The 12,268-nt window shown below is 70.9% G+C and carries 9 protein-coding genes; 4 read left to right on the top strand and 5 right to left on the bottom strand.

The genetic code is table 11. The features are described from left to right. Window positions 1–41: 41 nt before the first annotated feature. The 4 genes from ACZ7M7_RS20465 to ACZ7M7_RS20450 form a co-directional block, all read right to left on the bottom strand. Window positions 42–674 (bottom strand): DedA family protein, encoded by a 633-nt coding sequence (locus ACZ7M7_RS20465; protein ID WP_383599212.1) that lies wholly within the window; start codon window positions 672–674, stop codon window positions 42–44. Between the two features lie 117 nt (window positions 675–791). Next, complete coding sequence (locus ACZ7M7_RS20460) at window positions 792–2,075, bottom strand: sugar ABC transporter permease (protein ID WP_472118807.1); 1,284 nt, start codon at window positions 2,073–2,075, stop codon at window positions 792–794. Further along, window positions 2,069–2,842 (bottom strand): ATP-binding cassette domain-containing protein, encoded by a 774-nt coding sequence (locus ACZ7M7_RS20455; protein ID WP_472118804.1) that lies wholly within the window; start codon window positions 2,840–2,842, stop codon window positions 2,069–2,071. The genes ACZ7M7_RS20460 and ACZ7M7_RS20455 overlap by 7 nt, the downstream gene beginning before the upstream one ends. Window positions 2,843–2,888: 46 nt before the next feature. Beyond that, the gene (locus ACZ7M7_RS20450; protein ID WP_451165897.1) at window positions 2,889–3,977 is read right to left on the bottom strand and encodes a sugar ABC transporter substrate-binding protein; all 1,089 of its coding nucleotides are present in this window, start codon (window positions 3,975–3,977) and stop codon (window positions 2,889–2,891) included. Between the two features lie 472 nt (window positions 3,978–4,449). Between ACZ7M7_RS20450 and ACZ7M7_RS20445 the strand changes: the two genes are divergently transcribed. The 3 genes from ACZ7M7_RS20445 to ACZ7M7_RS20435 all read left to right on the top strand — a co-directional run bounded on the left by ACZ7M7_RS20445 (window position 4,450) and on the right by ACZ7M7_RS20435 (window position 8,310). After that, complete coding sequence (locus tag ACZ7M7_RS20445; RefSeq protein WP_472118801.1) at window positions 4,450–6,987, top strand: SpoIIE family protein phosphatase; 2,538 nt, start codon at window positions 4,450–4,452, stop codon at window positions 6,985–6,987. Next, window positions 6,984–8,069 (top strand): sugar ABC transporter substrate-binding protein, encoded by a 1,086-nt coding sequence (locus ACZ7M7_RS20440; RefSeq protein WP_451165900.1) that lies wholly within the window; start codon window positions 6,984–6,986, stop codon window positions 8,067–8,069. Before ACZ7M7_RS20445 ends, ACZ7M7_RS20440 begins: the two co-directional genes overlap by 4 nt. Before the next feature lie 64 nt (window positions 8,070–8,133). Then, window positions 8,134–8,310 (top strand): hypothetical protein, encoded by a 177-nt coding sequence (locus ACZ7M7_RS20435; RefSeq protein WP_383599194.1) that lies wholly within the window; start codon window positions 8,134–8,136, stop codon window positions 8,308–8,310. 20 nt (window positions 8,311–8,330) lie between these two features. On the opposite strand, the gene ACZ7M7_RS20430 is transcribed toward ACZ7M7_RS20435, so the two are convergent. Then, window positions 8,331–9,638, bottom strand: coding sequence for an SUKH-4 family immunity protein (locus ACZ7M7_RS20430; protein WP_472118797.1), 1,308 nt, complete (start codon window positions 9,636–9,638; stop codon window positions 8,331–8,333). A gap of 320 nt (window positions 9,639–9,958) precedes the next feature. Here ACZ7M7_RS20430 and ACZ7M7_RS20425 point away from each other — a divergent pair, with 320 nt between their 5' ends. Then, window positions 9,959–12,259, top strand: coding sequence for a glycosyl hydrolase family 95 catalytic domain-containing protein (locus ACZ7M7_RS20425; RefSeq protein ID WP_472118794.1), 2,301 nt, complete (start codon window positions 9,959–9,961; stop codon window positions 12,257–12,259). Window positions 12,260–12,268 lie beyond the last annotated feature (9 nt).

Below are 12,268 nucleotides of genomic sequence, written 5' to 3'. Positions count from 1 at the left end.
GGGGCGTGTTGGGGCCGAGCTTCGGTCGAGCGGTGGCCGGGTCAGCGATCGCGCCTCGTCCGGCGGGCCTCGGTCAGCAGGGGCACCAGGGGCAGCAGGGAGATCACGACGACGAGGGCGACCATCGGCAGCAGGTAGTCGTCGATGTCGGGGACTGAGGCCCCGAGGAGGTATCCGGCGAGGACGAGACTCTGCGACCAGAGCAGGCCGCCGACGATCTGCCAGACGGTGAAGGTCCGCACGGGTACGCCGAGCGCACCGGCCGCCGGGTGCAGGACGGTCCGCACCATCGGGATGAAACGGCCGATCACCAGGGCCTTTCCGTAGCCGTACCGGGCCAGGAGTTTCTCCGCCCGCTCCGCCGTCTCCCGTACGCGCCGTTTCGACGTGCGGGCCAGGAACGCCCGCCCGCCGTGCCGCCCGAGCAGATAGCCGACCTGACCCCCGGCCACGGCGCCGACCGCCGCGCACAGCAGCACCTGCCACAGCACCAGGCCCGCCGGCTGGTCGGCGGTCGCCGCGCACAGCACGCCCGCCGGGATCAGCAGTGTGTCGCCGGGCAGGAAGAAGCCGACCACCAGCAGACCCGACTCCGCGAAGATCACCGCGAGGACCCCGAGGGCGCCGAAGGTCGCCAGCACGGAGTCGCCGTCCATCGGGTTGACGGCCCACATCGCCCTCACCTCCCGGCCGTCCTCGTCGGTCGCCCCCGTCCAGCATCCCGTGGACGGGACAAAGGCGCCTTTGCGCAGGGCGGCTCCCTCCGCGGCAGCGCGGTCCCCTCGGCGGGGTCAAGCGCGCCCATGCGCCTCTTGCGACCGTCGCGACAGTGCGTCGATGACCACGGCGGCGAAGAGCACCCCACCCGTGATCATGAACTGGACGGCGGCGGGGGTGTCCGTGATCGCCATGCCCGAGGCGATCGACTGGATGACGAGCATGCCGAGCACCGCGGACCACGTGGAGCCACGGCCGCCGAACAGGCTGGTGCCGCCGATGACGGCCGCCGCGATGGCGTTGAGCAGCAGCACTCCCGAGCCCGAACTCTGGCTCACCGAGGTGATGCGCGAGGCCAGGAACAGGCCGCCGATCGCGGCCATGGTGCCCGAGACCGCGAGCACCGCCGTCTGCACCCGCGTCACGCGGAGGCTGGCGCGACGAGCCGCCTCGACCCCGCCGCCGAGGGCGTAGACCTGCCGTCCGTAGTGCGTGCGGCGCAGGGCGATGTCGAGGCCGGCCACCACCACCAGGAAGATCAGCAGGGCGAGCGGCAGACCCTGGAAGCGGTTGAGCAGATACGCGGCGGCGAACGCGATCACCGCGAGGCCTCCGGCACGTATCGCGATGACCTGCAGCGAGCGGTGCGGCATCCGGGCGGCCACGCGTCGTCGTCTGTCCAGGTAGGACACGAGGAAGACGAGGCCCACGGCGACCGCCGCGATGCCGTAGGCGACGGCGTCATCGGTGAAGTAGTAGCTGGTCAGCTTGGCGACGAGGCCGTTCTCGTCGAGGTTGATCGTGCCGCTGGTGCCCAGGATGTAGAGCATGAGGCCGTTCCAGGTGAGCAGCCCCGCGAGCGTGACGACGAACGCCGGTACCCGGGTTCTGGCGAAGGAGTAGCCCTGTACGGTTCCCGCCGCCATCCCGGCGAGGACCGCGATGACGAGGGCGAGCCATTCGGGCACGCCGTTGTTCACGTTCAGCACGGCGAAGATGGCCGCCGCGAGCCCGCTGATCGAGCCGACGGACAGGTCGAGCTCCCCGAGCAGCAGCACGAAGACGATGCCGACCGCGATGAGGCCCGTGCCCACGATGTCCACGCTGAGATTGGACAGGTTCCGGGGGGAGAGGAAGTTCTCGTTGAGGGACTGGAAGGTGATCCACACGACGGCGAGCACGACGACGACCGGGACCGAGCCCAGCTCTCCGGCCCTCAGCTTGCGCCGCGAGAAGGCCATCCAGTTCTCGATGGCACGGGCGGCGCTCTGCCCGCGGTGGGCCTGACGGGCCTCGGTGGCGGGTGCGGCGGTTTCGGCCTGAGGGCTGTCCGCCATGTCGCGCGTCCCTTTCACCATCCCGCCTCCTGGTGGGCCGGTCGGCGGGGCGCGTTCTCCGTCGCCCCGGTGATGGAGGAGATGATCTGCTCCTGGGACGCCGTGTTCACGTCGAAGAAGCCGTTGTTGCGGCCGAGCCGCAGCACGGCGGCCCGGTCCGCGAGCGCTTTGACGTCGCCCATGTTGTGGCTGATGAGAAGGACACCCAGGCCGCGCTCGCGCAGCCGGTCGACGAGATCCATGACCTCGGTGGTCTGCTGGAGTCCCAGGGCCGCGGTCGGCTCGTCCAGCAGGAGGAGCCGTGGGTCGCCCAGGAGCGAGCGGGCGATGGCGACCGTCTGCCGCTGACCGCTGGACAGGGACACCACCGGGGCGCGCAGCTCGGGGACACCTCTGGTCAGCCGCTCCAGCAGCTGGAAGGTGCGGCGCTCCATCTCCATCTCGTCCAGGAACCCGAACCTGCGGAGCTCCCGCCCGAGGAACAGGTTGCCGACGACGTCGAGGTTCCCGCACAGCGCGAGGTCCTGGAAGACGGTGGCGATGCCGAGGTCCCGGGCGTCTTTGGGGCGCCTGATGTGGACCGTATGGCCCTCCCACTTGATGACGCCCCTGTCCGCGGGGGTGACTCCGGAGATCACCTTGATCAGAGTGGACTTGCCGGCTCCGTTGTCGCCGAGCAGGGCGACGACCTGGCCGGCGTGGATCTCCAGGTCGATGTCCTCGAGGACCTCGACGGCGCCGTAGCGCTTGCACACACCGTGCAACGCCAGCAGTGGGGGAGCAGACACGGAGACGATCTCCTTCCCGTGGGTGCGGCCGAGGGCGAACCGGTGGTCAGGTCAGCCCGACGGCCTCGCATGCGGCGCCGAGTTGAGGGGTGCAGATCTGCCGGACCGAGTACACCCCGTCCTTCACCAGGGTGTCCTTGATGTTGTCGGCGGTGACGGATATGGGGGTGAGCATGACCGCGGGGACCGTCCCCCCACCGCGCGTCGTCACCTCGTCCTTGGCCACCCGGTCGAGGTTCTCCCCGCGCGCCGCGGCCACGGCCAGGGCGGCGCCGGCGGCGGCCTCGGGCTCGAAGGGCTTGTAGACGGTCATGTACTGTTCGCCGCCGACGATGCGCCGCACGGCTCCGAGTTCGGCGTCCTGCCCGGTGACCGGGGGCAGCGGTTCCACCTTGTTCGCCTTGAGGGCGGTGATGCTGCCGGAGGCGAGTCCGTCGTTGGCGGCGTACACCCCCTGAATGTTGCCGACGCCGAGGGCGGAGATGGCGCCGGACATGTTCAGGTTGGCGGTCTCGGGCCGCCACTGGAGGGTGTCGTACGACTTGCCGATCTTCACCTTCCCCATGAGCACGTCCAAGGCGCCCTTTCTGAACAACACCGCGTTGGGGTCGATGGGATCGCCGTTCATCATGACGATCTGGGCGCCGGGGACCTCGTCGCCCATGGCCGTCAGCAGGGCTCTGCCCTGGAGCCTGCCGACCTCCTCGCCGTCGAAGGAGACGTGACCCGAGATCGGACCCTCGGCGAGACGGTCGTAGGCGATGACGGGGATACCTGCCTCATCCGCCTTCCGGACCGAGGGGGCGAGCGACCTGGAGTCCAGCGGCACGAGCAGGATGGCATCGACTCCCTTGGTGATCATCGAGTTCATCTGCTCCTGCTGCCGGGCCACATCGCCCTTGGCGTTGGTCATGTCGACCTCGCACTCGGCGCACCGCTTCTTGATCTCCTTGGTCAGCAGGGGTTTGTCCTGGGTCTCCCAACGGGCCGTGGTGGCGTCCGGCAGGAGCACACCGATCACCGGCTCGCTGCTCTCGGCGGCGTCGCTCCCGCCGTCCGCCCCGCAGGCCGCAAGGGCGACGGCCGTGGACACGGCGGTCATGGTGACCACCGCGTCCCGTATGCGGGCCTTCATGCGAGAGATCTCCCTTGTGCTTCACCTTGGGTGGCGAGGCGGCGCCCGTGACAGGCCGTCGACGGGTGTCCGGGGCTCGGCCTGCGTGGCGGGTGTGGAGGGAGCGGTGCGCGTGCACCGCCATGTCGGGGGTGCGGGTCCACGGGGGCCGAGGTGTGGGGCCAGTGCGGCGCGCCTTCGCCCACCCCGGCGCGGCGGTGGCTCAACCCGGCCGGTCCTGCACCGGCGGCAGCCTCATCGAGCATGGCGACACCTGGCCTTCTCCGTCGTCAGTCTGACACCGGCCGGGGTGATCTGCGAACGCAGCGAGAGCGTGAAGAAGGACGGCAGCAATGAGAAGGACAGGGGTAAATAAGGCAGATATGTCCGGCTCATCCATGTATGCGATTCTGGTGGGGGAGCGACCGGGGCGGCGGGAGGTGCCCCGATCTCCTCCGGCACCTCCGGCACGGACGGGAGGTTGGTTGCGGACATGCCTCATGACGGCCGTGCCCGGACCGGAGTTTCGGCCCCGGGGGCATCCGAGGTCGGCACCGCAGACACCGGTTCACCGCCGACGGGGCAGCAGGCCGCCACGAGCGACCGGGCCCTGACGTTCGCCGGAGCGGCGCTGGCGGCCGTCTACGTGCCCCATGCCGGGGACGGCGAACTTCAACTGCTGGAGACAGCCGGTGGCGCCAGTCCCGAGTACCGGCTGCCGGAGCGGCTCGCCCTGTCGGGCGGATCGGCCGCCGCACACGCCTTCCGCACCGACCGTCCGCTGTGGCTGAACGCCGCGGCCCTCGCCTCCTACCCGGTGGGCGCCCCCACTCCGCCGCGCGCGAGGACGGCGTCGCTCGGCGCGCTGCCACTGGAGAGGGAAGGCATCCGGCTGGGCTGCCTGGTGGTCGTGGGGGCCTCCGCGGACGGCTTCGACGCCGGGCAACAGCGCTTCCTGGAGCGGTACGCCGACGCGCTCGCGGGTCTGCTGCAGGCCGAGTCCGGCCGGCCCGCGGCCTCGGGCCTGCCGAGCCGTGCACTGCGGAGCCTGCGCGTCGGCTCCTTCGTGCTGGAGCCGGACACCGGGCTGATCGAGGCGGACGGGACCCTGCTCGAACTGGTCGGCACGACCGTGGACGACTTCGGCGGCAAGGCGGACACCCTCCTCGCACACGCCCTCCCCGAGGACATGCCCGCGCTGATGTCGGTCCTGGAGCCGTCCGCCCAGACGCCCGGCCGGCGGGAGCTGGAGTTCCGGGTCCGCTGCCCCACCGGCGAGATGCGCTGGCTGAGCCTGATCTGCCGGGTCGTACCGCACACCGACGACGGCCCGGAGCAGGTGCTGGGCGTGGTGACGGCCACCTCGGTCAAGAGCCGCAGCGCCGACGACGTCTCCCGGATCCAGTGGCTGACCGCCGCACTCGACGACGCCGCGACGGTCCGCGACGTCGGCCGGGTGGCGGTCACCGCACTGCGTGAGCCCCTCGGCGCCGACCGGGTGGCGCTCGCCGATGTGCGCGAGGACCGGCTCGTCGTGACGCTGCTCGACCCGCCGCAGCCCGACGCCTGGCCGGATCTGTGGCGGGCCCAGTGGCGTTCCGAGTGGCCCGACGCGCCGGTCAGCGCCCTGCCCACCCTGCAGATGGCCCTGCAGGACGGCCGGATGGATCTGTGGCCTGCGGGCACGGCCCTCGAACCCGGACTCGCGGGCATCGGCGCCGGCGGCCTGGCCGTCCTGCCGCTCCCGGCCAAGGGCCGGGTCACCGGCGTGTGCCTGGTCGGCTGGGACCAGCCGCACGAGTTCATCCCCGAGGAGCGGTCCCTGCTGACCGCCACCGCGGCGTTGATCGGGCAGGCCCTCAAACGGGCCCACGCCTACGACGCCGAGCAGGAACTCGCGACCATGCTGCAGCGCAGCCTGCTGCCCCGGCGGCTGCCCGAACTGCCCGGCGGAACGGCTGTCGCCCGCTACCTGCCCGCCAGGCGCGGACTCCAGGTGGGCGGTGACTGGTACGACGTCATCGCCCTGTCCCAGGACCGGGTGGCACTGGTCATCGGCGATGTGCAGGGGCACAGCGCCGCCGCCGCGACGATCATGGGCCAGATGCGTACGGCGGTCAGGGCGTACGCCGTGGAGGGCCACCCGCCCGACGTGGTCGTCTCCCACGCCAACCGCCTGCTGGTCGGCATGGAGACCGACCTGTTCGCCACCTGCTGCTATGTCGAACTGGACATGGACGAGGGCAACACCCTGTTCGTGCGGGCCGGGCACCTGTCACCGCTGCTGCGCCACCCCGACGGCGGCACCGAGGAGGTGCAGGTCGAGGGCGGGCCGCCGCTGGGGATCCTCGCCGAGGCGGACTTCCCCATGACCGCGGTCGCACTGACCCCGGGCTCGGTGCTCGCCCTGGTCACCGACGGCCTGGTCGAGGCCGCCGATCTGCCCCTGGACGTCGGCATGGAGCGGACGCGCAGCGCCCTCGCCGCGGCCGACCCGGCGGACCCGGCACGGATGGCCGACGCGCTGCTCGGCGACATCGGCCGGCGTGAGGACGACGTGGCGCTGTTGCTGCTGCGCTACGACGGCATGCGGACCCGGCCGATCCGGTCCAGCTGGGTGGTGTGGCGGCTGCCCGACGCGGTCATGCACGCCCGCCGCTTCACCGCGCGCACCCTGCGCAAGTGGCACGTCCAGGAAGCCGCCGACGCGGTGCTGCTCGTCGTGTCCGAACTGGTCACCAACGCCCTGGTGCACACCCAGGGATCGGTCACCCTCGATCTGGTGCTGCGCGGCGACCGGGTACGGGTCAGCGTGAGCGATGCCTCGCCGCGGGCGCCCGCCAAGCCGGTGATCGTGGACTGGGAGGCGACCGGCGGCCGGGGCCTGCTCCTCGTCGAAGCGGTGTCGGACTCCTTCGGCTCGGTGCCGGTGGCGGGCGGGAAGCAGGTGTGGAGCGAGATCACCGTGCCACGGCGCGGGCCCGCTCCCACCGACCCGAGCCTCTCGACGGAACGAGGCGAGCTGCCATGAGGACCCGTACGCTGCACCTTGTCGCGGCGCTCGTCGCGGGACTGCTGGCGGTGCCGCTGGCCGCCTGCGGCGGAGATGACGAGGCGGCCGGCGGGGACAGCTTCACGGTCGGCCTGCTGCTCCCGAACCGGGTCACACCCCGCTGGGAGCAGTCCGACAAGCCGCTGATCCAGCAGCACCTCAAACAGCTGTGCGCCGACTGCACCATGGTGTACGCCAACGCCGAGAACGACGCGGCGCGGCAGCGGGAACAGATGATCTCCATGATCACCAAGGGGGTCGAGGTGCTGATCCTCGACCCCGCCGACAGCAAGGCGCTGCGCTCCCCGATCCAGGAGGCGCGCCGGGCGGGTGTCCCGGTCGTCGCGTACGACCGGCTCGCCGAGGGCGCGATCTCCGGCTTCGTCAGCTTCGACGGCGATCAGGTCGGCAAGCTGCAGGGCGAGGCGATCCTCAAGGCCATGCGGGAGAGGGGCAACGGCAGAACCGTCGTGATGATGAACGGCGATCCGAGCAGCGCCAACGCGGCCTGGTTCCGCAAGGGCGCGTTGTCCGTCATCGCCGGCAAGGCCGAGATCGCCAGGTCGTACGACACGGTGGGCTGGAGCCCGGAGAACGCCCACGCCAACATGACCGCCGCCATCTCCGCCCTGGGGGCGAACCGTATCGACGGTGTCCTCGCGGCCAACGACGCCATCGCCGCGGGTGTCGTCTCCGCCTTCAAGAAGGCCGGCGTCCGTAAGCCTCCCCCGATCACCGGGCAGGACGCCGACCTCGAGGCCGTGCGGCGCATCGTCGCGGGCGAGCAGTACATGACGGTGTACAAGCCGTTCGAGAAGGAGGCGGCCGCGGCCGCCGCCATGGCCGTCGCCCTCGGCAACGGAGAGGGGGCCGACGAGGTCTCGACGACGACCACCGACAGCCCCACGCACCAGGACATCCCGTCCATCCTGCTCACTCCGAAAGCGGTGACGGCCGACAACGTCAAGCAGACCCTCGTCGACGGGGGCCTCTACACCACCCAACAGATCTGCACGCCCAGGCTCCGCTCCGCCTGCGCCGCGCTCGGACTCACCGGGTGAGCAGGGCTGGTCGGTGCGACGGCCCGGGCGGAGCATGGAGATGAGCGACCAACGGAGGTCAGCCATGAAGACCGGAGCCTCGGAATACGACCGCTGGCTGTACTCGCACACCCCTTCCCAGGCCGAGGGCGAACGCGACGAACCGGCGGAGCGCGCAGCCGTGCAGCAACACCCGGACGTCCCCAGGACCGAGCCGTCCCAGGCCGAGGGAGAACGGCTGGAGGACTTCAGGACGCCGTGATCGCCTGGAGCCGGTGCACTCTAGAAGCCGTCCACGCCCAGCTCGGTGATGCCCGCATAGAGCCAGCTCCATGTGGTGCCGCTGGGCGTGTCGCGGTCGAACAGGCCCGGGGCCAGCTCGTCCATCTCTTCCAGGAAGAGGTGCGCCACCCAATCCTGGCTCCCTTCCACGGGGTAGGGGTGCCAGCAGGCGTTGCTGTAGCGGTAGATGGCTTCGAGGATGCGGGTGAAGGCGTCGAGGTCCGGGGCCAGCGGCACGAGTGTCCGCTTCGTCGGACCCTGCAGCCCGCTCCAGATGTGCACGGTCCCGTCGTGGCGGTGCAGATAGAGCTCGCCGTACTCGCATGCGCCGAAGACGATCAGGTCCGCCGCGGCGACACCGTCAGGCAGGCCCTCCGCGGACAGGGCGCCGTCGGACGCGGGCAGCATGGCGTCGGCCGGACGGGCCTCGTACTGGGCGCCGTGGCACACCCACAACGCGGGCAGGCCGATGTCCCGCAAGTGCCGCCTGCTTCCCGGATGTTCGAGCCCCTCGGGGAGGTCGCTCTCCGGGATGCGCAGCACATGGCGCTCCCCGAAGGCGTCGTCGACCCGGTCCGGGGTGAGCGGGCCCGTCGGACGGCGTGACTCCGGTTCCGGCTCGGGCAGCGCCTCCTCGGACGAGGTGTAGTCGATCCCGTCACCGTGCGGCCAGTCCCGCAGTACCTCCGCGTCCGTTTCCAGCACGGCTATGCCGTGGTTTCCCTCGATGAGATAGCGGGTCCTGCCGTCCTCGGCGGTGAGCGCAGCCGCCCTCTCCCAGCTCGCCGGTGCGTTCAAGTTCCAGTCGTACAGCGCGGGTGCGTCGAGCGCCTCCCGCGACAAGGGTGCTTTCGGCAGAGCTTCTCCATCCCGCACCCGCACTCTCCGTCCCGTCTCCGCGTCGAGCCGGAGCAGGCCGCGGTGGTCGGCCACCTCGACGAGCACCCGGCCCTCGTGCAGGCGCCGGTGGACCTGGTAGTAGTCACCGTTCAGGCTGGGGTGGGCCATGAACCAGTTGGCCGGCCGCCACCACGCCCACACCGTTCGCCACGGCATCCCCGGCTCGGCCTTCGCGATCTGCTCGGCATACTCCTCGTGGCCGGTCGCCTTGGCCGCGAAGTGCAGCCAGGCTGCGAACTCGGCAGGCGTCACGTCCGCGCCGCCGAAGATCGCCTCGGCCTGGAGGAAGACCTCAAGCCCCACGCCCCGCGCATCGCCCGCGGCGGCGATGCGGTCGCGCACCACCGCTCGGTCGGCGGCCAACAGCCGTGCGGGGTCGGCCAGTACGTCGTCAAGATCCTCACTCATACGGCGATCCTGTCACCCACCACTGACATCCCGGCCGGGCCCGCATCACTCCTCCCCCCCCCAGGCATCCAGCGCTGCCGACCCGGCGGGGATCCGCGGGACGGGCCGCTGCCGTGGTCCCACAGAGTCTCGAGCTTATACATCCGATGAGTCAGGAACTTGGACGGGGTTCGCTGACGTAGGCGTAGAGGTCAGAGCTATTTGGTGGCCTCTACTGGTCCAGTTTCTGTTGCAGTTGAGGCGATTGACAGGTGCACGAAGCCTGCTAGGTTCCCCGATACACCCGATGTATCGACGATCGTCAGGTCTGGAGGACGAAGATGACCTCACAGCCGGAGAGACGCTCGCAGGTGGCCCGCCGAGCCGTACTCGGCACCGCGCTCGGCGGCGCGGCAGCGGCGGCCCTTCCCGGGACGGCCCACGCGGAAGTGCCCTTACGGGCGGACCGGCGCCCCTGGAGACTCCGCAACACCATGACCACCGACGGCGCCTGGTCGAAGTTCCTGCGCGGACAGGACCTGCTGTGGACCAAACTGCCCACCCGCTGGTACGAGGGCCCGTTCCTCGGCGACGGACTGCTCGGCAGCATGGTCTACCAGGAGCCCGGCGCCAACCGGATCCGCTTCACCGTCCAGCACGGCCGAGTCCAGGACCACCGCCCCGAGTTCGGCAGCGGCTGGGGCACCTGCCGACTGCCGGTGGGGCACCTGACGCTCGACCCGGTCGGCACCATCACGGCCGTCGACTGGCGACTGAGCCTGTGGAACGCCGAACTCACCGGCACCGTCACCACCACGGCCGGCACGCTCATCCTCGCCGCCCTCATCCACGACGAGGTCCTGGCCGTACGCGCGACGGCCGACGGCGACGAACGGGTCGCCTGGACGTTCCACCCCGAGGAGGCCATCAGCCCCCGCAAGATCAGCGAGGCGCCGCCCACCGGCTACACCGGCAACCCGCCCTGGACCACGCACACCACCGCCGACGGCACCGAGCAGGTCCTCCAGCCCCTCACCGGCGGCGGTCAAACCGCCACCGCGCACCGTCGGACCGGCGACGACCTGCTGCTCAGCGTCGGACACAGCTTCCCCTCCGGCACGGCCGCCGAGGCCGACTCACTGCGCAACCTGCGCCGCGCGACGTCGTACGGCACCCTCAGGCGCCGGCACACCCGCTGGTGGCACGCCTTCTACCGGAAGAGCTTCGTCTCGCTTCCCGACCAGCGGTTGCAGAGCTTCCACTGGATCCAGCTCTACAAGGTCGCCTCCGCCAGCCGCGCGGACGGCCCGGTCATGGCCACCTGCGGCCCCTGGCTGGAACCCACCCCCTGGCCCGCGGTCTGGTGGAACCTCAACATCCAGCTGGAGTACTGGCTCATCCACGGCTTCAACCACCCGGAACTCGACGCGCTCGCCACCACCGTGCGCCAGCACCAGGAACAGCTCATCGCCAACGTGCCCACCGCCTACCGCGCGGACAGCTCCGGCGTCGGCCGCAGCTCCGACATGTTCGCCTCCCGGAACGTGCCCGTGATCGGCACCGGCGGCGAGGCCGGCAACCTCACGTGGGCGCTGCACAACGTCTGGCTGTCCTACCGGCACTCGATGGACAGGAACCTGCTGCGCGACACGATCTACCCCGTGCTGCGCCGGGCCATCAACTACTACCTGCACTTCCTCACCCCGGGCAGCGACGGCAAGCTCCACCTGCCGAGCACACTCTCGCCCGAGTACCCCGTCGTACCGCCCCGGGACACCAACTACGACCTGGCCCTCATCCGCTGGGGCTGCCGAACACTCATCGACTCCGCGGAACTCCTCGGCATCGACGACGAGTTGACCCCGCGCTGGCGCGAGGTACTGGCCAGGCTCACGCCGTACCCCGTCGATGCCAACGGCTTCATGATCGGTGCCGACACCCCGTACGCGCAGTCCCACCGCCACTACTCGCACCTGCTGATGGTGTACCCGCTGTACCTCGTCAACTGGGACCAGCCCGGGAGCCGCGAGCTGATCACCAGGTCGGTGGAGCACTGGCACGCCGTCACCGGCGCCCACCGCGGCTACAGCTACACCGGAGCCGCGTCGATCCACGCGATGACGGGCGACGGCGACACCGCGATCAGCCATCTGCGGAAGTTCTTCGACACCTCCACCCGCTACCCCTGCCAGGCCAACACCCACTACACCGAGGCCGGGCCGGTCATCGAGACGCCGCTGTCCGCCTCGCAGTCCCTGCACGACATGTTCTGCCAGAGCTGGGGCGGCGTGATCCGCGTCTTCCCGGCCGTCCCCGGCGCCTGGGCGGACGTCACCCTGCACGACTTCCGCACCCAGGGAGCCTTCCTGGTCAGCGCCGTCCGCGAGGCCGGGACCACGCGGTTCATCCGGATCAGGAGCCTGGCGGGCGAACCGCTCAAGCTCCGCCACGGCCTCACCGGCAGGCTCACCGTGCTGCTCGACGACGGCACCCCGGCCCGCACCGACGACCTGGACGACGGCACCCTCGCCATCGACCTGCCCAAGGGCCGTGAGGTCCTCGTGCACGTCGGCTCCCGTCCCGACCTGGTCATCGCACCCGTCGCCGTGAGCGAACCGGGTCCGGCCTGGGGACTGCCGTAGCAACCGACC

The organism is Streptomyces sp. NPDC111606 (genome assembly GCF_055656945.1).
The sequence above is the reverse complement of the archived record's forward strand: the minus strand, read 5'-3'. Positions and strand labels throughout refer to the sequence as shown.